The sequence below is a fragment of the Streptosporangium sp. LJ11 genome (genome assembly GCF_051918945.1).
In the GTDB taxonomy this organism is placed as follows: domain Bacteria; phylum Actinomycetota; class Actinomycetes; order Streptosporangiales; family Streptosporangiaceae; genus Streptosporangium.
This window is the reverse complement of record NZ_JBPXMB010000009.1, coordinates 88,287-110,858: the sequence shown is the minus strand read 5'-3', so window position 1 is coordinate 110,858 and position 22,572 is coordinate 88,287. Positions and strand designations below refer to the sequence as shown.

Sequence of the window (22,572 nt, the reverse complement as noted above, 5' to 3'; positions counted from 1 at the left end):
GGTAACATTATTTATCACATTTTTACCGATTGACTAGCTGAAGACCTGTATCAGGTTCTACTGTCGGGCAGACCGCACGACCACGCGTTGGAGGGAGAACTCGAGTGTTGCGAGTGATTGCCGCTCTGGCGGTAGGGGCGGTGCTGGCGGTCGGAGCCTCGGTGGCCGTCACGAACGTCGCGGCGCCCACCCCCGAGCCGCCCAACAGACCGCTCTACAACTACGGCACCAGGTGACGGCCCGGGGCCGCGGGCCGGCCCCGGCAGCCACCTGAGCGCCGGTACCCCCGACGCGAGGGAAACCCGTTCCGGGTCACGTCGACGCGACAGGGCCTGGCCGCCGCATGCGCGGATTCCCCCCGGCGCCGTTCTCGCGTGCCGTACGGCTGTCGTACGGCGAGTTCACGTGGACACCCGTCGTGCGGGGACATGCCGCACGGCGTCACAGGAGATGCAGGAGATAGGAGTGGTCGTGGCCGGACAGGGCGCCAGGGCGACCTCCCGGGCCTCGGGCCCGCCGCCCGCCGCGGGCCTGGTGGTCGCGACGGCGCGGCAGCGGCCGTCCATGCGCGGGGTGCGCGTCGCCGTCCTGAACTTCCGCGAGCCGCTGCAGTCCGTGGCGGGCGGCGCCGAGGAGTACGCCTGGCAGGTCAGCCGCTACCTGGTCGGGCAGGGGGCCTCGGTCACCTTCGTCACCTCCAGGGAGGCCGGGCAGCCCGCGGCCGAGGAGCGCGACGGCATCGCGCTGCGGCGGATGGGAAACCCGTTCCTGGTCTATCTCCTGGTCCCGCTCTGGCTGCTGTGGCGGCGCCGGCGCTTCGACGCCGTCATCGACTGCATGAACGGCATCCCCTTCTTCGCCCCCCTGGTCGTGAGACGGCGCACGGCGGTCGTCTCCCTGGTGCACCACGTGCACGACCGCCAGTTCCACGCCTTCTTCCCGCGCTGGCTGGCCCGGATCGGCTGCTTCGTCGAGGGGCCGGTCGCCCGGCTCGTCTACCGGCGTCGCGCGACCGTCACGGTCTCGGAGTCCTCCAGGAACGAGCTGCGCGAGCGGCTCGGCTGGCTCGCGCCGATCCAGGTCATCCCGAACGGCAGCCCGGTGGCGCGCCCGGTCGCGAGCGTCGGGGACACGGAGGGAGACCCCGCCGTGGTCTACCTCGGCAGGCTCGTGGGCCACAAGCGTGTCGAGCGGGTGGTGGACCTCGCCGGTGACCTCGAAGAGGCCTGGCCCGGCATCCACGTGCACGTCATCGGGCGCGGCGGCGAGCGGGAGCGGCTCGCTGCCCACGCCGCCCGCCGCGGGCTGGAGGGCCGGGTCCACCTGCACGGCTTCCTGCCCGAGGCCGCCAAGAACGCGATTTTGGGGGCGGCGCGGGTCAACGTCACCGCCTCGGAGTTCGAGGGCTGGGGGCTGACCGTGATCGAGGCCGCCGCGCTCGGCGTCCCGACGGTCGCCTTCGACGTCGCGGGACTGCGCGACTCGGTACGCGACGGTGTCACGGGCTGGCTGGTCAGGGAGGGTGAGGCGCTGGCCGACGTGGTGGACCGCGCGCTGCGGGAACTGTCGGACCCGGCCAGGCGCGGGGAGATCCAGCAGGCGTGCAGGCTCTGGGCCGCCGAGTTCACCTGGGGAAGAACGGGCGCTACGATGACCGGACTAATCACCACAGAACTATCTAAAAACGGTCGCCACCTCCATGTACCCGATCCCTGTCTCGCCACGGGTGAGACCGACCCGCCATAAGTGTCCGTGACCTCTCAGGCGTGGATCACCCGCCTGGCCGCGCCCCCCGCCACGTTCGGAGCCTCCGACACCGGGCTCCGCCTCCGGCTCAGGTTGCTCGCCGGATGCCTCTTCCTCGCGGCCGTCGCCTTCAACATGGCGCCGGGCATGCTCATCGCCGAGACGAAGCTGGACATGCCGATCAACCCGATCGGCTTCCTGTCCCAGGCGCTGAACATGTGGGACCAGGACTATCTGGGACACCTGCAGAACCAGGCGTACGGCTACATCTTCCCGATGGGCCCCTTCTACACCCTGCTGATCAACGCGGGCATGCCCCCCTGGGTGGTGCAGCGGCTCTGGGTGACGCTGATCCTGTGCGTGGCCTTCGTCGGCGTCGCCCAGGTGGCGAGGGCGCTGCGGATCGGCGGGCAGCTCGCCGGGGTGCTGGCCGGTCTCGCCTACGCGCTCGCCCCGCACGCGCAGGCGCTCATGGGGTTCAACTCGGTGGAGTTCGCCCCCAGCGCGGTCCTGCCCTGGGTGCTGCTCTTCCTCATCAGGGGAGCGCGGGGCGAGACGAGCCCGCGCAGGGCCGCCTGCCTGTCGGCGCTGGCGTTCCTGTTCGCGGGCGGCATCAACGCCGCCGCCGAGCTGGCCGTGCTCGTCGTACCGATGATCTACCTGCTGACCCGGGCGCGCGGCCCGCGCAAGCGGCGGCTGATCGCCTGGTGGCTCGGCGCGATCGCCGCGGTGTCGTTCTGGTGGATCGTCCCCCTGGTGATGCTGGGCCGGTACGTCTTCTCGTTCATGCCGTTCACCGAGAACGCGTGGACGACCACGGTCGTGGGCTCGCTGACCAACGTGCTGCGCGGGATGAACAGCTGGGTGGCCTTCCTGCCGGTGGACGGCCGCCCTTTCCTGCCCGCCGCCTACGAGCACGCCACGACGCCCTGGCTCGTGCTGGTCACCGCGCTCGTCGCCGGGCTGGGGCTGGCCGGGCTCACCCTCGCGCGCACGCCCGAGCGGGCCTTCCTGCTGCTGACCGCGCTCGCGGGCGTCGCCATCCTCGTCGCGGGACACGCCGGGCCGCTCGCCGAACCCCTCAGGGCGCTGCTGGACGGCCCGCTCGCGCCGTTCCGCAACCTGCACAAGTTCAACGCGCTCGTACGGCTGCCGCTGGTGCTCGGCCTCGCCGCGCTCGTCTCGTACGTGGGGGCGCGCAGGGCCCTCGTCCGCCTCCCCGTCGCGGTGGCGGGGGCCGGGCTGGTCGGGCTCACCCTCGTCCCCGTCGCCTCGGCGGGCATCGCGCCGAGCGGCGCGTTCGCCGACGTCCCCGAGCACTGGCGGCAGGCGGCCTCCTGGCTGGACGACCGGGCCGACCAGGGCACCGTGCTGGTCCTGCCGGGAGCCCGGCGCGGCGAGTACACCTGGGGGCGACCGCTCGACGAGCCGTTCCAGCCGCTGCTGAAGAAGGCCCGCTGGGTGAGCAACACGATCGTGCCGTGGGGCACGGCCGGCTCCAACCGGCTCGTCAAGGCGATCGACGACCGCTTCGCCAACGGGCAGGGGTCGGAGGGGCTCACACGGACGCTGCGCCGGATGGGCGTGCGCTACCTGCTGATCCGCAACGACCTCGACAGGGTCGCCTTCGGCGACGCGTGGCCCGCCCGCGTGCACGAGGCGCTGGACCGTTCTCCCGGGCTGCACCGGGTGCGCGGCTTCGGGCCCACGGTCGGCTTCGAGGACTCCTCGACCGGCGCGGGCTGGCTCGACCAGCCGTACACGTCCCTGGAGATCTACGAGGTCGCCGGGGCGCGTCCCGTGGTCGGCACGGTCGCCGCGGAACGGCCGCTGCGGGTCTCCGGCGGTCCCGAGGCGCTGCTCACCATGGCCGAGGAGGGCGTCCTCGGCGACGACCGGCCGGTGATCCTCGGCGACGACCCCGGCGCGGACGCGATCCCGGCCGCCGACACCGTGCTCACCGACACCATGCGGCGTCGCGAGCTGGTGGTGAGCGACCTGCGCAGGCCGTACGGCGAGACGATGACGCCGGACGAGCCCTACGAGGGCCGGGGGCCCGCCCACGACCTCACCGACCCGGCGTGGGCCGAGCCCAAGACGGTCGCCGTCTTCACCGGGATCAGGGGCGTCACCGCCTCCTCCTCGCAGTCCAGGCTCGGCGTGACCCCCGGGACCCGCGACGGCGGGCAGCAGCCGTACGCCGCGGTGGACTTCGACCTGCGCACCGGCTGGCGCTCCACCGGCTGGGAGCCGCCCACCGAGCAGTGGCTGGAGGTCCAGTTCACCGAGCCGATCTCGGTGCCCTCGATGCAGGCCGTCTTCGAACGCTCGGAGAACGCGGTGACGGTCTCCGAGGTCATGGTCGAGACCGACACCGGCAGGGTGCGCACCCGGCTCGGCCTCGGCGCGCTGTGGGAACGGCTGAACGTCCCGCCGGGCAAGACGTCCCGGATCCGGATCCGGGTCACCGGGGTCCTGCGCGACCCCAATCCCCGGGTCGGCATCACCGAGCTGGCCATTCCCGGGGTCCGCCCCGGGCGCACGCTCGTGGTGCCGGCCGCCTCCTCGGCGGACCCCGCGTCGCCGGGACAGACGGTCGTGACCAGCCGGACGGACACCGCCCCCGGCTGCATGCTCGGCTCCTACGCCTGGACCTGCTCCGACAGGCTGCGCTTCGTGGGCGAGGACGGTTACGCCTTCGACCGGTCGGTTCCCGTCGCCACCGGGAGGCGGGTGCTGGAGGGCAGGGCGGTGCTCACCGACCAGCGGGTGGCGGAGACCCTGCTGATGCCCACCGGGAGCTTCCCGCGCGCCACCGCCTCCTCCACCGCGGGCGACATCCCGGCCACCGGCGCCTACGCGGCCTTCGACGACGACCGCAGGACCATCTGGTACGCCGGTGACAAGGACCTGGCGCCCTCGCTCTCCGCCGAGCTGGGCAGGAAGGTGACCCTGTCCCGGCTGCGCGTGGACTTCCCCGACACCAGGCTGGGCGCCCCACCGGTCCGGGTCACCATCGAGACCGACGGCGGCATCCGGTACGCCTGGGCCTCGAAGGACGGTTGGATCCGCTTCGCGCCGATGAAGGCGAGCCGGGTGAAGCTCACCTTCGCCGCCCTCGGCTCCTGGCGGATGGAGGTGCTCGGGGTGGCCGTTCCCGGTGTCGCGCCGCTGCCCACGCTGGACACGCAGCCGGTGAGGATGCCCTGCGGGTTCGGCCCGACGCTCACCGTCAACGGGGTCGAGACGCCCACCGAGATCCACGGCGGGACCCTGGGCGACCTGCTCAACGGCCGTCCGGTCGGCTACCGGGCCTGCGAGGCGGTGTGGGCCCAGGGCGGCACGCTGCGGGTGCGCGCCGCCGCGCTCCAGGGCTTCCGGGTGGACTCGATGGTCCTGCGCGCCACCGGGAGCGCCGGGAGCGCCGGGAGCGCCGGGAGCGCCGGGAGCACGGCGGCGGTGACCCTGCGGCCCGCGACCGTCGAGAGGTGGGGCGCCGGGGAGCGCCGGGTCAAGGTCTCCACGACGGAGCCCTCCTACCTGGCGCTCGGCGAGAACTTCAACCGGGGCTGGCAGGCGTCGTTCGGCGGGCGCGTGCTGGAACCGGCCCGGCTGGACGGCTGGCGGCAGGCGTGGCTGCTGCCCCCCGGGAGCGGGACCGTCGTGATGACGTACGCTCCCGACGGCCTCTACCGGACGTCGCTGATCGCGGGCTGGGCGCTGGTCGCGCTGGTCGTCGTGCTCGCCCTGGCCCGCCGCCGCAGGGTCAGGGACCTTCCCGCGTCACCGCCCGCGGCACTGCGGGCGGCCTGGCTGTGGCCGCTCGCCCCCGCGCTGGGCCTCCTGGCCGAGGGCTGGGCCGGTGCCGCGCTGACCGGCCTGGTGGCGGCGCTCGCCCTGTGGCTGCGGGGCGTCGCCGGGGCCGGGCACAGCACGGGCGGCCTGCCCTACCGGATCGGCCGGGTGCTGCTCACGCCGTTCCCGGTCGCGGCGGCGCTCGGCGCGGCCGGTCTCGCGCTCGGCTACGGCGGGGACGCCGGGGCGGTGGCGGCGCAGTACCTCTGCCTGGTCGCGCTCGGCCTGCTGCTCGCCGCGGCGCGCGTGCCGCCGCCGCCCCGCTCGTGGCTGCCGGCACGGGCACGGGCGCAGGACGGTCCCCTCCAACCCGCGGAGCGACGATGAACGACCAGAGGTCGCGCGGCGTGCTGCTCCTGGTCGCCGGTGCCTTCCTGATCACGCTGGCCGCGCTGGTGCGCCTCTACATCTACCCCAGCGGCCTGCTCCTGCCCGCCGAGCAGGACCGGATCACCAAGCTGACCACCGAGTCCGGCTCCTACTTCGACACCGCCACCCTGCGCACGCACCGGGGCGTCCCGCTGGAGACGGTCGTGGCCAGGTACGGGGACACGGTCAGGTCCACGCCGGACGTCGCCGTGTGGACCGAGTTCGTCTCTCTCGCCACCCGCGACGGGCGGCGCGTCGACTACCACGAGCGGCGCGCCGCCTTCGACCGCCGTACGGGGCTGGCGGTCAACTGCTGCGAGAACTACGTCGACGAGAACGCGAACCCCGCCCCGCGCGGGCTGGTGTTCCGCTGGCCCTTCGGCACCCGGCCGGTCGCCTACCAGGTCTACGACCCGCTCGTCCGGCGCCCGGTGACCGCCCGCTTCGAGGGGATCGAGACCCTGTACGGCGTCCGGGTCAACCGCTACGCGCAGCGCCTGGTCAACGAGCGGCTCGTCCAGCAGGCCATGGAGCTGCCCGGATCGGTCCTCGGCCTGGGCGGAGGGAAGCCGTTCCCCGTCAACGCCTATCTCGAAGGGACCCGCACCTTCTGGGTGGAACCGGAGAGCGGCATGGTGATCGGATTCAGGGAGAACCTGGTCAAGACCCTGCGCACCCCCGACGGCCGGGGGCGGCTGGTCGCGCTCGCCGCCGACATGCGTACCAGTGCCGGGGACGAGCGGTGGAACGCCGGGGAGGCGCGGCAGTTCCGCCGCTGGACGACGCTCGTCAACCAGGTGATCCCGCTGTCGTGCGCCGTACTCGGCGCGCTGCTGCTGGCGGCGGGCCTGCGCGTGCAGGCACGCGCCTCCACTCCCACGGGTTCCACTCCCGCGGATCCCGTTCCTGGAGGCTCCGTTACCGCGGGCTCCGGGAGCGGAGGCGCGGACGGCACCGGTGAGGGGGAGGGAGACGGGGTCAGCGGCGGCGGAGGCGGTGAAGCCGTTGGAGCCGGTGGAGCCGGTGGAGACGCAGCGCCGGAGCCTCGACCAGCCGGTGGCTGAGGTCGGCGAGCAGCACGGTGAACGCGGTGCACACCACCAGCGTCGTCAGCAGGCCGCCGGTGAAACTCTGCCGGCCGGTCAGCTCGTACCAGCCCACGATCACCACGAACTGCCACAGGAAGACGCCGTAGGAGATGCGGCCGAGATAGCGCATCACCCGGTTGCCGAGCAGCGAGCGCAGCGGCGAGGGTTCGGGGGTCTGCAGGGCCACGGGGGCCAGCAGGGCCAGCACGAAGACCGTGTAGAGGGTCATCTCGAAGATGTCCGTCCACAGGTCCTGGATCTCGAAGAGGCGGCCCCCCGCGACGGGGCTGGCCGCGACGGCGTAGACGAGGGCGGCGATGATCCAGCAGGTCACCCACGACTCGCGCAGCCCCCTGGTCAGCCGCCGCACCGGGGCGTCCGGGTCGGTCTCGGCGTGCGCCCAGAGCGAGACGACGGCCAGCGCCATGCCCGTCGCGAAGTAGAGCATCGACCGGGGGAGCCAGAGCCCGAGTTCGGGCCGGTGCACCGGGACGTGGCTGAAGATCGCCCAGAGGGGGGAGACCAGGGCGAGCGCGCAGATGCCGGTGAGCAGCAGCCGGGCCCTCGCCACCGGGTCCGCGCCGCGCCGCGCCAGGGCGCGCAGCGCGACGGCGATCAGCGGGAGGGCGAGATAGAAGGTCATCTCGACCGAGAGGCTCCACATCTGCCCGAGCCCCGGCGGGCTCGCTCCGGCCCACCACGGGTCGGGGACGTAGTTCTGCACCAGCAGCAGGAAGGGCAGCCAGCTGACCGGGTCGGCCGCCCGCGGCCACGACCACAGCGACAGCGCGACGGCGACCACGAGCCAGTACGCGGGCAGGATGCGCAGCGCCCGCTTCCACAGGTAGTCGCCGACGCCGGGCGGCGCCGCGCCCTCCGTGCCTTCCACGGCCTCCCGGGCCCAGGGCCGGTAGAGGAGGAAGCCGGAGAGCAGGAAGAAGATCGGCACCGCGATGTCGCCCCGGGAGAGCAGGGCGGGGAGGAACCCCTCCCGGAGGGAGGCGCCCGTCGTGCTCGCCACGTGGTATACCAGAACGCCGAAGGACGCGACCGCGCGGACGCCGTCCATGGCGTCGAGATGCCCGCCGACCACAGGGAGATCCCGCACGTTCCCGCCGGTCGGCTCCCGGTGAACCGGCATAGAACCTGTTTCGGTCACTTTTTGGCATCCCTGGTGACGTAGATGATTCCCGGCACTAACATATCGCGAAATGGAACTTGTTATAGGGCGATCGGGACACCTGTATAGCGGACGGCCCCTGGAGGAGCGATGCGTCGCGTCATCGGTTTGGTGTTGATCGGAATCGGGGCATTCCTCATTGTTCTCGCACCGCTCGTGCGGTTCCAGGTGGCGGCCAGTCTCATCGCCGCCCCCGCCGACCAGTACGGCATCAGCAAGCTGGAGGCCGTCGACGCCCAGTACTTCAGCCCCGGGGACCTGAAGGTGATGACGGGCGACCTCGACATCACCGTCACCACCAGGGGCGACGTCGCCGCGGCCGAGGGCGACCGGGTCGTCTGGGAGGAGGCGATGGCGGTCAACGACGTCACCAACCAGAACCCCCTTATCTCGTTCGTCGAGCGCCGCAGCGCCTTCAACAAGTACACCGGCGAGGGCGTCAACTGCTGCGACGTCAGCATCGACAAGGACCCCGTGCGGCTCCAGGGCCAGATCTACAAGTGGCCCTTCGACGTCGAGAAGAAGACGTACAGCGTGTTCAACGCGACCGCCCAGAAGGCGTTCGACGCCAGGTTCGTCGGCGAGGAGCAGGTCGGCGGGCTCACGGTCTACCGGTTCGAGCAGACCGTGCCGCCGACCAAGACCGACACCATCACCGCCCCGGCCTCCGTCCTCGGCATGGACGACCCTGGCGACGTGCAGGTGGACCGGATCTACGACGGCGTCAACACCTACTGGATCGAGCCGGTCACCGGCTCGCCGGTGCGGCAGGAGCAACAGCGCCACGAGGTGCTCAAGACCCAGGACGGGATCGAGCGCTCGCTGGCCTTCGTCGCCACCGCGAAGATGACCCAGCAGACCCAGGACGACCTGGTCAAGAACGCGGTCGACGGCAGGAACACCATCACGCTGCTCAAGACCACGATCCCGGTGGCGCTCCTGGTGGGCGGCCTGGTCCTGGTCGTCGTCGGCTTCCTGCTCATGAGGCGCCGCGGGAACGTCTGAGAGACGGCCGGGAGACGATCGGGCCTCTGACGAACCACGGAGGGAGGCCGCGGGCACACGCCCGCGGCCTCCCTTTTCTCACGTTCCCAGAAGGGGTGTCACTGGAACACGTTCCACCTTTCTTTCCGCTTCATTACTCGCGAGTAGCTTTGGGTTGTGGCGAACGAAAATATTCTGGAATAGAACGTGTTGCAGTTTGTTCCCGGCCGGTCGTACAGTCGTGGTATGCGGACACGTGTTACCGACATGCTCGGGATAGAGTTTCCGATCTTCGCGTTCAGTCACTGCCGTGACGTCGTCGCCGAGGTCAGCCGCGCGGGGGGGATGGGCGTGCTCGGCGCCCTCTACTTCACCCCCGAGGAGCTCGAAATGGAGCTCAAGTGGATCGACGACCACGTCGACGGCAAGCCGTACGGCGTCGACGTGGTCATGCCCGCCTCGTACGCGGGCTCCGACCTCGGCGTCGACTCCCCCGAGGACCTCGTGGGACGGCTCCAGGGGATGATCCCCCAGGGGCACCGGGACTTCGTCGACGGCCTGCTCGCCGCCCACGGCGTGCCGCAACTGTCGGCCGACGCGGACGCGGGGAGGGTGCTGCTCGGCTGGACCGACGCCACCGCCCGCCCGCAGGTCGAGGTGGCCCTCCGGCACCCGATCGCGCTGCTCGCCAACGCGCTGGGCCCGCCCCCCGCCGACGTGGTCGACCAGGCCCACGCCAAGGGCGTGAAGGTCGCCGCGCTCGCCTCCACCCCCCGGCACGCCGTCAAGCAGGTCGAGGTCGGCGTGGACATCGTCGTGGCCCAGGGCACCGAGGCGGGCGGGCACACCGGGGAGATCTCCACGATGGTCCTCATCCCGCAGGTCGTGGACGCCGTCGACGTCCCCGTACTGGCCGCGGGCGGCATCGGCGACGGCCGCCAGATGGCGGCCGGGCTCGCGCTCGGCGCCGAGGGCGTGTGGACGGGGTCGATCTGGCTCGCCGTGGAGGAGGCCGACACCTCCGAGGTGGTCAAGCGGCGCATCCTGGCGGCCACCTCGCGCGACACCGTGCGCTCGCGGTCCTGGACCGGCAAGCCCGCGCGGCTGCTCAAGAACGAGTGGACCGACGCCTGGGAGTCCCAGGAGTCGCCCGGCACGCTCCCGATGCCGCTGCAGTTCATGCTGATCTCCGAGGCGCTCCGCCGGATCGGCCGCTCCGACGCGACCGAGCTGGCGACCTTCCCCGCCGGGCAGATCATCGGCACGATGAACCAGGTCAGGTCCACCAGGGACGTCGTCTTCGGCATGATCGAGCAGTATGTCGAGGCAATGGAACGATTGGGCCGCATTACCGGCGAGTAGGTAGCTCATACCTGGACGAATGGGCTAAGAACTCATCAGAGCCGATGAGTTTGGAGAATGATGGCGTCGCCCCAGGTCACCGACCGTGCCCCCGATCCTCTGGCGAGGGCTTCCCGGCCCTTTCCCGGGAGCCGGCGGGTGTTCGGCGTCGCGCTCGTTCTCGTCGCGGCCCAGCTGGTCTGGCGGGCCGTGGTCCTGCACCGGGGCGGCTTCTTCGGCGACGACCTCAACATGGTGGGCCGGGCCGCGGCCGAGCCGTTCGGGCTCGACTACCTCTTCGGCGTCTACTCCGCGCACGTGATGCCGGTCGGGATGATCGCCAACAAGGTCGTCACCTCGCTCGGCGCGTACAACTGGACGGTGACCGCGGCGGCGCTGCTGCTCTTCCAGCTCGCCGCCTCGCTCGCCGTGTACCGCATGCTGCGCGTGCTGTTCGGGGCCCGCTGGGCGATCCTGGCGCCCCTGTCCCTCTACCTGTTCACGCCGCTCGCCCTGCCCGCCTTCTACTGGTGGGCGGCGGCGGTCCAGGCCCTGCCGCTGCAGGTCGCCATCGCGATGGCGGTCGCCTCCCACGTGACGTTCCTGCGGTCGGGGCGTGGCGTGGACGCGGTCGTGACGGGGCTGTGGTTCCTGTTCGGGCTCGGCTCCTTCCACCTCAAGGCCGTCTTCGCCATCCCCCTGCTGCTCGTCCTGGTCACGGTCCTGTACTTCCCGGTCCGCGAGCGCCTGCGCTCCCTGGCGGTCGTGTTCGGCGCGTACGCGGTCATGGCGGGCGCCTACTCGGTCCTGTTCGTCCTGCAGCTCGACCGCCTGCACGGCCAGACCATCGGGGCGCCCGCGTCGGAGGTGGCGGGCCGGGCCATGGCGCGGATGCTGGGTGTCACCCTCCCCGTGCTCGCGGCCGGGGGCCCCGGACCCTGGTGGTACAAGTTCTACGCGGTCCCGCCGCAACTGATGATCGGCGCCGCCTGGCTGCTCGTCGCGGTGGTCGTCGCCGTCACCCTGTTCTTCCGGCGCGGGGCGTGGAAGGCGTGGCTGATCCTCGCCGTCTATCCGCCCCTCCTCATGGTGCCGATCCTGGCCGGACGCTCCCTGGACCGCGCCCTGGGGGAGGAGGCCCGCTACCTCGCGGACGTGACCCCGGTGATCGCCCTCTGCCTGGCGCTGGCGATGCTCCCGCTGCTGGGCGAGGCGCGCCCGTACCGCAGGCGGATCCCGGCCCGCGCCGCCGTCAGGACCGCCTGCGCGCTGCTGGCGGCCGGGGTCGCCGCCTGCTCCGTCTACTCCGCGCACAGATACGTGACGGGGACGGAGCCGGGCCGGGCCGAGATCCGCTCCTACCTCGCCTCGGTGCGGGCCACGCTGGCCGCCGCCCCGCCGGGCAGTGACGTCTACCCCCAGCAGACCCCCTACGACCAGTTCGGCTTCGGGTACGGGGACGAGGGCCTCAGCAACCTCACCCTCAGTCCGCTGGCCCCGCCCGAGCTGGCCGCCCTCATGCGCAACCCCCGGCCGGCCGCCGCCCCGCTCGTGCTCGACCGCACCGGGCGCCGTCTCGTCCCGGCCCGTCTCGCCGGCCCCTACGTCGCCGCCCCCGGAGGCTGCTTCCCCCAGCGGGGCGGCGTGATCTCGGTTCCCCTCTCGCACAAGGGCGGCATGGTCGTCCTCGGCCTGGACTACCGCTCCACCGCCCGGACGGCGGCCTACGTACGCGTCGGGAAGCAGGAGACCGAGGTCGTCTTCGAGCAGGGAACCGGCAGGATCCACATCCCCTTCACGGCCCCCGGCGCCTCCGTACGACTGGAGATCCTGTCGGCCGAGACCCAGGTCTGCGTCATCGGCGGCCTCTTCGGCGGCCCGGTCCCGCGCTAGACGAGAAGAGCCGCACCCGATTCGGTCACCGGCACGGCAGGCCGCCGGCGGATCCGCGGTCGCCCTGCGCTCCTCGCGGGCGGTGCCGCGGCGTCGCACCCTTCTGTCTGAAAGGTCACGACTTTCGTCGATTTGTGGCAAAAAGGTATGGGCAAGCGGAAGATCTTATTTTATATTACGGCCCAGAGCAGCGTTAGCCCCTCCGTGTCACATCGAACAAGACCCGGCATCCGCCATTCGACCAGTCGTATCGGCGATGCCGCACCCCCACGCCGCGCCGAACGCGGCACCCTCACCGAGATGGGACCGGCCATGCGGAAATTGCCCCTGTTATCCGTCTCAGTGCTCACCGCACTCTCATGGGTCGTCGTCCCCGCTCAGGCGCGCGCGGCGGTGCCGCCGCAGGAGCCGGGCGTCACCCTGCGCACCTACGACGTCCAGGTCGAACTGTCCAAGCTCTGCACGCTCAAGCCCGGTCAGACACCCAACGTGGACAAGCTGATGCCCACGGTCGACTGGGTCTCCGACGCCGACTTCGGCCTGACCGACATGTTCGTCACCGAGGCCGTCGGCAACATCTCCATCGCCGCCGCGGGCACGTACGAGTTCCGGCTCACCAGCGACGACGGCTCCCGGCTGCGCATCGACGACACCGTCGTGATCACCAACGACGGGCGGCACGGGCCGATCGCCGTGGACGGCACGATCACCCTGACCGCCGGCTACCACGCGTTGCGCGTCGACCACTTCGAGCACCTGTACGGCCAGCAGCTCAAGCTGGAGTGGAAACCACCCGGATCCTCGGAGTTCACCCTCGTGCCGAACTCGGTGCTGAGCACGGACGCGGACGTGGTGCGGGTCACCGCCCCCGGGCGCAAGGAGTGCGAGAGCGGCGCCGACTCGCCGGGCGACGGGCTGCCGCTGGAGTCGGTACACCCTGACTTCACGCTCACCGACCTGCGACCGGCCGGTTTCCAGCCGCAGGTGACCGCGATGGACTGGCTGCCCGACGGCCGGCTGGCGATCGCCACGTGGGGTGGCTCGGAGACCAAGCTCGGCGAGGTCTACCTGCTCGACAACGTCACGGGCAAGACCTCACCCGCGCAGGTGACCACCAAGAAGATCGCCGGCGGGCTCCAGGAGCCCATGGGCATCAAGTACGTGGACGGCAAGCTCTACGTGTCGGAGAAGTCCCGGCTGGTGGAGCTGAACGACACGAACGGCGACGAGGTGGCCGACAACCTCAGGACCGTGGCGACCTGGCCGTTCGGCGGCAACTTCCACGAGTTCGCGTTCGGGATGCTCTACCGCGACGGCCACTTCTACATCAACCTCTCCGTCGCCATCAACTACGGCGGCGCCACCACCGACCCGCAGCCGGCGCGGGACAGGGGCACGACCATCAAGGTCGACAAGGCCACCGGCGAGATCGAGTACGTCGCCGGCGGTCTGCGCACGCCCAACGGGCTCGGCTGGGGTCCGAACGACGACCTGTTCGTCATGGACAACCAGGGCGGCTGGCTGCCCGCCTCGAAACTGGTGCACGTCAAGGAAGGCCGGTTCTTCAACCACTACACCAACCCCGACGGCCGGTTCGACAACAACCTCGTGAGCGCGCCCGTGCTCTGGCTGCCGCACAACGAGATCGCCAACTCCCCCAGCACGCCGCTGCTCGTGAAGCAGGGCCGGTTCGCGGGGCAGATGTTGTTCGGCGACGTCACCTACGGCGGGCTCCAGCGCGGCTTCCTGGAGAAGGTCAACGGCGAGTACCAGGGCGCGGTCTTCCGCCTCACCCAGGGCCTGGAGGCAGGGGTCAACCGGATCAGCCTGGGGCCCGACGGCGCCATCTACGCCGGAGGTCTCGGCGCCGGCGGAAACTGGGGCCAGACGGGCAAGCTCACCTACGGGCTGCAGAAGCTGACCCCCGGCGACGACAAGGCCTTCGACATCCTGAAGATGCGGGCGATCAAGGACGGCTTCGAGCTGGAGTACACCCAGCCGCTGTCGGCCGAGACCGCCGCGTCGCTGGCGACCAAGTACCAGGCCACCCAGTGGCGGTACGCCGCGTCCTCCACCTACGGCGGCCCCAAGGTGGACGAGGAGCCGCTGACCGTCACCTCCGCGGACCTGACCTCCAACGGGAAGAAGGTCACGCTCAAGATCGCGGGCCTCAAGCCGGGGCGCGTGGTGCACCTGCGGTCACCGCGTCCGTTCAGCTCGGCATCGGGGCAGCCGCTGTGGAGCACCGAGGCCTGGTACACCCTCAACTCGATGGTCGACGGCCCGGAGACGGACACCGTGTACGAGGCGGAGAGCGCCTCGCACAGCGGCGGCGCGAAGCTGAACACCGACCACCTGAGCTACTCGGGAAGCGGCTTCGTCGACGGCTACCAGGCCGTGGGAGCGGCCACGCAGTTCGCCGTGAACGTGGCCAGGGACGGCACGTACCACGTGGGCCTGCGCTACTCCAACGGCCCGCACCCCGCGCCCGGCACCAAATCCCTGAGCGTGTACGTCAACGGGACCAAGGTCAGGCAGGTTCCGCTGCCCACCACGGAGACCTGGGACCTGTGGGCCACCCGGGTCGAACCGCTCACCTTGCGGGAAGGCGCCAACCTCATCACCTACAGGTTCGACAGCGGCGACAAGGGCAACGTCAACCTCGACTCCGTCACCGTGGCCGCGCAACGGGTGTTCGAGGCGGAGAACGCCACGCTGAGCGGTGGCGCGAAGGCGAACCAGAACCACCAGGGCTACACCCACAAGGGCTTCGTCGACGGCTACTGGAACGAGGGCGCGAGCACGTCGTTCTCCGTGTGGTCGGACTCGACCGGCCCGCACAACGTGGGGCTCCGCTACGCGGCCGACGCCGGCAGGTCGGTGAGCGTGTACGTCAACGGCGAGAAGGTCAGGCAGGTGCGGCTGGCCGCCACCGGCGGCTGGGACACCTGGGCAGTCCAGACGGAGCCGCTCAACCTGAACCGGGGCACGAACACGATCGCCTACAAGTACGACTCCGGCGACACGGGCAACGTCAACCTCGACCACATCACCGTGTCGAAGGCGCAGCGGATCACGCTGTTCGACGGGTCCAGCCTGGCGGCGTGGGAGAAACGGGCCGGCGGGGCGGCGACCTGGCCGGTCGCGAACGGCTTCGTGGAGTCCTATGGCGGCGACATCCGTACCCGGCAGACGTTCGGCGACTTCAAGCTCCACGTCGAGTGGTACGAGCCGGACTACCCGCCGGACGTGACCGGGCAGCAGCGTGGCAACAGCGGCGTCTTCCTCCAGGAACGCTACGAGGTTCAGGTCCTCGAGTCGTACGGTGACACCACGCCGGCCGCCAACGAGGCGGGCTCGATCTACTCCAAGCGCGCGCCCGACCGCAACATGGCCACCGCCCCGGGAACGTGGCAGACCTACGACATCACCTTCCGCGCGGCCCGCCACACCAGCGCGGGAGTGAAGGTCGACGACGCGCGGGTCACGGTCGTCTGGAACGGCGTGGTGGTGCACGACGACGTGGCCATCGACGGCGGCACGGGCGACAACATCCCGGAGAGCGCGGCGTCGGGCGGGATCCGCCTCCAGGACCACGGTGACCCCGGCGAGAATCCCCGCTTCCGCAACGTGTGGATCGAACCCGTCTCCTGACCTCATCCGGCCGGCAGGCCGTCCCGCCCTTCGCGCGTGGCCGGCCTGTCGGGCCATGAGCACGCCGCTCCTGGCCGCCGCGTTCCCGACACGGCCACCGGCGCGATCCGGAACCCGGCTCCGTCCGTGGCGGTGCCGTTCACGCCGGCTCGGGCCGTACCGCCTCCCCGGCCAGCTCCTGGACGCCCTTGAGGAGCCTGTCCACGTCGGACTCGTCGGTGTACGGCGCGATCCCGGCCCGGATCGCCCCGGTATCGCCGAGGCCCAGGCGGCGGGAGCACTCCAGCGCGTAGAAGCTGCTCGCGGGAGCGTTGACGCCGCGCTCGGCCAGGAAGCGGTAGGCGTCGGCCGGCCTGACGTGGTCGACGGAGAACAGCGTCGTGGGGGTACGGCTGCGCGACGCCGCGCCGTGGAAGGTCACCCCGGCGATCCCGGCCAGACCGGCGTCGAGCCGGTCGAGCATCACCCGCTCGTGCTCCTCCAGCGCGGCCATCGAGCGGGCCAGACGTTCGCGCCGGGTCCCCTCGCCGGGCACGAGGCCGGCGAGGAAGTCGACCGCCGCCGTCGTGCCGGCGAGCAGTTCGTACGGCAGCGTGCCCAGCTCGAAGCGCTCGGGCACCGCGTCGCTGGAGGGGAGCAGCTTGTCGGGGCGGACGGTCTCCAGCAGGCCGGGGTCGGCGGCGAGCACGCCCAGGTGCGGGCCGAGGAACTTGTACGGCGAGCAGGCGTAGAAGTCGGCGCCCAGCCGTCCGACGTCGACCAGGCTGTGCGGCGTCAGGTGCACGCCGTCGACGTAGAGCAGCGCCCCGGCCTCGTGCACCCGCTCGGCGATCGCCGGGACGTCCGGGCGGGTGCCCAGCAGGTTCGACGCGGCCGTGACGGCCACCAGCCGGGTGCGCCCGGTGAGCAGGCCGGAGACGGCCTCGACGTCCAGCTCGCCGCTCGCCGGGTCGAAGTCGGCCCAGCGCACCGTGACCCCGCGCGCCTCGGCGGCCTGGACCCAGGGCCGGATGTTCGCGTCGTGGTCCAGGGTGGTGACCACGACCTCGTCACCGGGGTGCCACTCCCTGGCGAGCGCGCGGGCCATGTCGTAGGTGAGCTGCGTCATGCTGCGGCCGAACACGATGCCGCCCGGCGTACCGCCGAGCAGGTCGGCCATCGCCCGGCGCGCCCCCGTCACGATCCCGTCGGCGCGCCGCTCGGCGGTGGTCTCGACCCCCCGGTTGGAGACGGCGGACCGCAGCGCGCCGGCCACGGCCTCCGCGACCGGCTCGGGCACCTGCGAGCCTCCCGGCCCGTCGAAGTGCGCCGCGCCCTCGTCCAGCGCGGGAAAGCGCGCCCGTACGGTCGCCACGTCGTATGTCACGAATTCTCCAATATCATGCGGATCTATCAGCTTTTCAACAGATTTGTTCCTTGAGTCGGATCTTCATGGTACGAGGAGAAGGTCACGGCCGGATTTGTCTCTTGTTCTCGGAGCGGTCGGAGTCGAAGGCGCGAGTCGTACGCGGGTGGGTTCCGAATTTCGGGGCGGGAGGAGTCCCCGTGCCGGGGTGTGCACCGTACACGCCAAGACGGACACCGTACCGGGACGACGGGTGCGCCGCACCGCGACCCTCTGTTCGGGAAATCAGCTGTTTCCGCTGCCGGCGGAGATGAGGGTATTTCCCGAACACGGCAAGCCTGAAACCGTCGCCCTGTATGCCTCCCTTCTGGTGGCTGATCTCGTTCGGGCGTTGCGACCTGGCTGAACTTCGGTCTCGGTGGCTCGCGGGGCGTTCCTGACACCTGGTCCCGGTAGGTGGCCCGGGGCCACGCCGCGCGGGAAGACCGAGAGAGGTCATTCGCCCCGGTAGGCGGCCGGGCGCTTCTCGCGGAAGGCCCGGGAGCCCTCCTTGGCGTCCTCGGAGCCGATGACCGGCCAGCCGATGGCGTCGGAGACCTTCAGTGCCTCGTCCTCGGGCAGGCCCAGGGTCTCGCGGTAGGCGCGGAGGATGGCCTGGACGGCGAGGGGGCCGCACTCGGCGATCTGGGCGGCGATCTCCAGGGCGGCCGTCAGCGCCTCGCCGTCGGGGACGACCCGGTTGACCAGGCCCATGGCCAGCGCCTCCCGCGCGGTGACGGCGCGGCCGGTGAGCAGGATGTCCATGGCGAAGGCGTACGGGATCTGGCGGGGCAGGCGGATCGCGGAGCCGCCCATGGGGAAGAGGGCGCGACGGGCCTCGAACAGGCCGAGGGTGGCGGACTCGGCGACCACCCGCATGTCGGTGCCGACGAGCAGCTCGGTGCCCCCGGCCACGGCGTACCCCTCGACCGCGCAGACGATCGGCTTCGTCGGCAGCGCGCCGGAGTCGCGGAGCAGGCCCTTCCAGTGGAAGTCGGGGATGGCCGCGGCCCGCTCCCTGACCCGGGCGTCCTGCGACGGGCTGCCCATGGCCTTCAGGTCGGCGCCCGCGCAGAACGTCCCGTGCGCGCCGGTCAGCACGGCGACGCGGACCTCGGGCTCCTCCGAGACGTACGCCCAGGCGTCGGCCAGACCGACCAGCATGTCGGTGGAGAGCGCGTTCCTCGCCTCGGGCCGGTCCATGGTGACGACCACGACGTGACCGTCGCGCTCGACCCGGCAGTGCGGTGTGCTGATCGGCAGGAGTTCCACGGGACGACCTCCGTTGATTCACCAGGTGCTGATGGGAAATTCTGGATGCGTATCGTTCCCGCGCGGCCTGGCCGCCCGGGGTGGGACCGGGGTTCCGGCGACGCCGGGCGAGACGCCTTCCGGGGATGCCGGTCCTGCATTGAAAGGGCGGGGCCCGTGCTCAGTCAAGCGCTTGCTAGGCGTACCTCACGGGGTTAGTCTGCCCATGCGTACAAGAACAGATTCTTGTTCTAAATACCCCGTTCCGCCAGGGCTTGTCGCGATAAAGAGAACGTGATTCACTCCGGCGTGCCGGGGCCTTTCCAACCGAGAGGATTTCCGATGGGTACGCTCGGTTTCTGGAGATTGGCGCAGGCGGACCCCGAGTGGGTGGCCGCCGTCGACCCGGACGGCACCGAACACCGCGCCGGCGACCTGCTCGCCCGTGCCAACCGCCTCGTCCACGGCCTGAGGGAACTCGGCCTCAAGGCGGGCGACGGCATCTGCGGGCTCGTGCCCAACGGCTCCGACGGGCTCACCCTCTACCTCGCCGCCCTGCAGGCCGGCTGGTACTACACGCCGATCAACTGGCACCTCACCGGACCCGAGATCGGCTACATCGTCGCCGACAGCGAGGCGCGCGCCTTCTTCGTCCACGAGCGCTACGCCGAGGAGGGACTGCGCGGCGCCGCCGAGTCGGGCATCGCCGCCGAGCGCGTCTTCGCGTTCGGGCGGGTCGAGGGGGTGCGGTCCGCCGCGGAGCTGACCGACGGGCGACCGGACACCGCCCCCGCCGACCGTACGGCGGGCGCCACCATGCACTACACCTCCGGCACCACCGGCAAGCCCAAGGGCGTGCGCCGCCCGCTCAGCGGCCTGGACCCGGACGACGCCGCCGAGCTGATGTCGTTCCTGCTCACCCTGTTCGGCATCACCCCGGGCAAGGAGAACGTCCACCTGGTCACCTCGCCGAACTACCACACCGCCGTCACCCAGTTCGGGGGGACGGCCCTGCAGATGGGGCACACGCTCGTCTACATGGACAGGTGGGACGCCGAGGAGACGCTCCGGCTCTGCGAGAGGTACCGGGTCACCAACTCGCACATGGTCCCCACCCACTTCAAGCGCCTGCTCGCGCTCCCCGCCGACGTGAGGTCCAAGTACGACCTCTCCTCGCTCAGATGGATGATCCACGCCGCGGCCCCCTGCCCGGTCCCCGTCAAGTGGGCCATGTTGGAGTGGTGGGGCGACTGCATCTACGAGTACTACGCGGCCACCGAGGGCGGCGGCACCATCGCCACCCCGGAGGGCTGGAGGAGCCACCCCGGCACCGTCGGCACCGCCTGGCCGATCAGCGAGCTGCTCATCGTGGACGAGAACCTGGAGCCCGTGCCGACGGGGACCCCCGGCACCATCTACATGAAGATGATGGGCGTCCAGTTCGAGTACAAGGGCGACCCGGCGAAGACCGCGGCCAACCGGTTGCGCGACCACTTCACCGTCGGCGACATCGGCTACCTGGACGAGGAGGGCTTCCTCTTCCTCTGCGACCGCAAGGCCGACATGATCATCTCCGGCGGGACCAACATCTACCCGGCCGAGATCGAGAACGAGCTGATGGTCCACCCCAAGATCGCCGATGTGGCCGTGTTCGGCATCCCCGACGAGGAGTGGGGCGAGCAGATCAAGGCCGTGGTCGAGCCCGCGGCCGGCGTCGTCCCCTCGCCCGAGCTGGCGGCCGAGCTCGTCGAGTCGCTGCGGGGCCGCCTGTCGAGGATGAAGTGGCCGAAGTCCGTCGACTTCATCGCGGAGATGCCCCGCGAACCCAACGGCAAGCTCCTCAAACGCAAGCTGCGTGACCCGTACTGGGAGGGACACGAACGTGCCATCTAGCGAAGACACCCGGGCGCCGCTGCGGGCGCGGCACGTGCTGGAGTTCCCCGGCGGATACACGCGCACGACGGGACCGGTGATCGGGCGCTTCCTCACCGAGCTGCGGGACGGGCGGCTCGTCGGGGTCCGCACGGCGGGCGGGCGCACGCTGGTGCCGCCGCTGGAGTACGACCCGGAGACCGGCGACGCGGTGACCGGCGAGTTCGTCGAGGTCGGCCCGGCCGGCACCGTCGAGAGCTGGGCGTGGGTGACCACCCCGAGGAAGAACCACCCGCTGGACCGGCCGTTCGCCTGGGCCCTCATCCGGCTGGACGGCGCCGACACCTCGCTGGTGCACGCGGTGGACGCCGGGGACGTCAGGGCGATGCGTCCCGGGCTGCGGGTACGTCCCCGCTGGCGGGCCGGGCGCACCGGGCACGTCACCGACATCGAGAGCTTCGTCCCCGAGGTCACCAGGATCGTCTCCGAGGTCAGCGCCGAGTACACCGTGACGCCGGGCCTGGCGCTGACCCGCTTCCTGGAGGGGGTCGCCGAGGGCGTCCTCATCGGCTGCCGGTGCGGCACCTGCCACAAGGTCTACGTGCCCTACCGGCTGTCCTGCCCCGAGTGCGGGGTGGCGGTCAGCGAGGAGGTGGTCGTCCCGGACACCGGCACGATCACCACCTTCGCCATCAACAACCTGCCCGACCCGCGGGCCCCCGAGGTGCCGTTCGTCTCGGCGTACATCCAGCTCGACGGCACCGACATCCCGATGATCGCCCTGGTCGGCGGGATCCCGGCCCACGAGGTGCGCCAGGGCATGCGGGTGCGGGCCGTGTGGGTGCCCGAGGAGGAGCGGACGATGTCCATGTCGAACATCAAGTGGTTCGCCCCCACCGGCGAGCCGGACGCGGAGCTGTAGATGCGGGAGATAGCGGTCGTCGCGTTCGCGCAGACCCGGCACAGTGCCGTCGACGAGGGACAGAGCGAGGCCGAGCTCATCCTGCCCCCGCTGGAGGAGGTGAGGGCCGCCACCGGGCTGCGGAAATTCGGTTTCACCTGCTCGGGGTCGTGCGACTACCTGGCGGGCGCGCCGTTCTCGTTCGTCTCCGCGCTCGACGCGCTCGGCGCCTGGCCGCCGATCTCGGAGAGCCACGTCGAGATGGACGCGGCCTGGGCGCTGTACGAGGCCTGGGTCAGGCTCCAGCACGGCGACGTCGACTCGGCCCTGGTCTACGGCTTCGGCAAGTCGTCCCAGGGGGACCTGCGGGAGATCATGACGCTCCAGCTGGACCCGTACTACCTGGCCCCCCTCGGGCTGGACCAGGTCTCCTTCGCCGCGCTGCAGGCGTCGGCCACCGGGGCGGACCGGGCCGAGCTGGACGAGATCGTGCGGCGCAGCCGCGCCGACGGCAGGGCCAACCCGTACGCTCTCGACCTGCCGGACCCCATCCCGGATCCCACTGCGGAGGAGGCGGAGGTCGCGCCGCTGCGGCCGTACGACATCGCCCCGATCACCGACGGCGCCGCCGCGGTGGTGCTGGCGGCCGGTGACCTGGCCAGGGAGCTGTGCGAGCGCCCCGCGTGGATAACGGGGATCGCCCACCGTATAGAGCCGCACTACCTGGGCATGAGGGACCTCGCCCGGTCGGCCTCCGCCGCCGACGCCGCACGCGCGGCGGGGGCCGGCAAGGGTGACGTCGACGTGGCCGAGCTGCACGTCCAGTTCAGCCACGAGGAGCTCATCCTGCGCGAGGCGCTGGAGCTCCCCGAGGGCACGCGCGTCAACCCGAGCGGCGGCCCCCTCGCCGCGAACCCGGTCATGGCCACCGGCCTCATCAGGATCGGCGAGGCGGCCGGGCGCATCATGGACGGCACCGCGGGCCGCGCCCTCGGGCACGCCACGAGCGGCCCCTGCCTCCAGCACAACCTCGTCACCGTGATGGAGGCTTAGA

At 71.3% G+C, this 22,572-nt stretch carries 14 protein-coding genes; 11 read left to right on the top strand and 3 right to left on the bottom strand.

From position 1 onward, the window contains the following. The first annotated feature begins 104 nt into the window (after positions 1-104). From ACTOQ3_RS15445 to ACTOQ3_RS15430, 4 genes are all read left to right on the top strand, one after another. Complete coding sequence (locus tag ACTOQ3_RS15445; protein WP_344745256.1) at positions 105-236, top strand: hypothetical protein; 132 nt, start codon at positions 105-107, stop codon at positions 234-236. 214 nt (positions 237-450) lie between these two features. Next, positions 451-1,746, top strand: a complete 1,296-nt coding sequence (locus ACTOQ3_RS15440) for a glycosyltransferase family 4 protein (protein ID WP_440084069.1) — start codon at positions 451-453, stop codon at positions 1,744-1,746. After that, positions 1,747-5,928, top strand: a complete 4,182-nt coding sequence (locus ACTOQ3_RS15435) for an alpha-(1->3)-arabinofuranosyltransferase (protein WP_440084068.1) — start codon at positions 1,747-1,749, stop codon at positions 5,926-5,928. It begins immediately after the preceding gene. Continuing rightward, the gene (locus ACTOQ3_RS15430; protein WP_440084067.1) at positions 5,925-7,034 is read left to right on the top strand and encodes a DUF3068 domain-containing protein; all 1,110 of its coding nucleotides are present in this window, start codon (positions 5,925-5,927) and stop codon (positions 7,032-7,034) included. Before ACTOQ3_RS15435 ends, ACTOQ3_RS15430 begins: the two co-directional genes overlap by 4 nt. Here ACTOQ3_RS15430 and ACTOQ3_RS15425 read toward each other — a convergent pair. After that, the gene (locus ACTOQ3_RS15425) at positions 6,949-8,166 is read right to left on the bottom strand and encodes an acyltransferase family protein (protein WP_440084066.1); all 1,218 of its coding nucleotides are present in this window, start codon (positions 8,164-8,166) and stop codon (positions 6,949-6,951) included. The two genes, ACTOQ3_RS15430 and ACTOQ3_RS15425, sit on opposite strands and share 86 nt — an antisense overlap. A 162-nt stretch (positions 8,167-8,328) precedes the next feature. Here ACTOQ3_RS15425 and ACTOQ3_RS15420 point away from each other — a divergent pair, with 162 nt between their 5' ends. From ACTOQ3_RS15420 to ACTOQ3_RS15405, 4 genes are all read left to right on the top strand, one after another. Next, the gene (locus ACTOQ3_RS15420) at positions 8,329-9,243 is read left to right on the top strand and encodes a DUF3068 domain-containing protein (RefSeq protein ID WP_440084065.1); all 915 of its coding nucleotides are present in this window, start codon (positions 8,329-8,331) and stop codon (positions 9,241-9,243) included. 225 nt (positions 9,244-9,468) lie between these two features. After that, positions 9,469-10,584: an NAD(P)H-dependent flavin oxidoreductase gene (locus tag ACTOQ3_RS15415; RefSeq protein ID WP_440084064.1), complete on the top strand. Its 1,116-nt coding sequence runs from the start codon at positions 9,469-9,471 to the stop codon at positions 10,582-10,584. A gap of 138 nt (positions 10,585-10,722) precedes the next feature. Then, positions 10,723-12,456, top strand: coding sequence for a hypothetical protein (locus tag ACTOQ3_RS15410; RefSeq protein WP_440084063.1), 1,734 nt, complete (start codon positions 10,723-10,725; stop codon positions 12,454-12,456). A gap of 342 nt (positions 12,457-12,798) precedes the next feature. After that, positions 12,799-16,110, top strand: coding sequence for a family 16 glycoside hydrolase (locus ACTOQ3_RS15405; RefSeq protein WP_440084062.1), 3,312 nt, complete (start codon positions 12,799-12,801; stop codon positions 16,108-16,110). Between the two features lie 139 nt (positions 16,111-16,249). Here the strand turns inward: ACTOQ3_RS15405 and ACTOQ3_RS15400 are convergent, their stop codons facing one another. Together ACTOQ3_RS15400 and ACTOQ3_RS15395 are read right to left on the bottom strand one after the other, a co-directional pair. Continuing rightward, complete coding sequence (locus tag ACTOQ3_RS15400) at positions 16,250-17,476, bottom strand: cysteine desulfurase-like protein (RefSeq protein ID WP_440084061.1); 1,227 nt, start codon at positions 17,474-17,476, stop codon at positions 16,250-16,252. 474 nt (positions 17,477-17,950) lie between these two features. After that, positions 17,951-18,766, bottom strand: a complete 816-nt coding sequence (locus ACTOQ3_RS15395) for a crotonase/enoyl-CoA hydratase family protein (protein ID WP_440084060.1) — start codon at positions 18,764-18,766, stop codon at positions 17,951-17,953. A 321-nt stretch (positions 18,767-19,087) separates the two neighbouring features. On the opposite strand from ACTOQ3_RS15395, the gene ACTOQ3_RS15390 reads away from it, so the two are divergent. Genes ACTOQ3_RS15390 through ACTOQ3_RS15380 form a run of 3 tightly spaced genes read left to right on the top strand, consistent with a single transcriptional unit; the run spans position 19,088 to position 22,571 of the window. Then, positions 19,088-20,638: an acyl-CoA synthetase gene (locus ACTOQ3_RS15390; RefSeq protein WP_440084059.1), complete on the top strand. Its 1,551-nt coding sequence runs from the start codon at positions 19,088-19,090 to the stop codon at positions 20,636-20,638. Further along, complete coding sequence (locus ACTOQ3_RS15385; RefSeq protein ID WP_440084058.1) at positions 20,628-21,539, top strand: Zn-ribbon domain-containing OB-fold protein; 912 nt, start codon at positions 20,628-20,630, stop codon at positions 21,537-21,539. Before ACTOQ3_RS15390 ends, ACTOQ3_RS15385 begins: the two co-directional genes overlap by 11 nt. Beyond that, positions 21,540-22,571 carry a thiolase domain-containing protein gene (locus ACTOQ3_RS15380; protein ID WP_440084057.1) on the top strand — a complete coding sequence of 344 codons (1,032 nt, stop codon included), beginning with the start codon at positions 21,540-21,542 and terminating at the stop codon, positions 22,569-22,571. The last annotated feature ends 1 nt before the right edge of the window (position 22,572 follow it).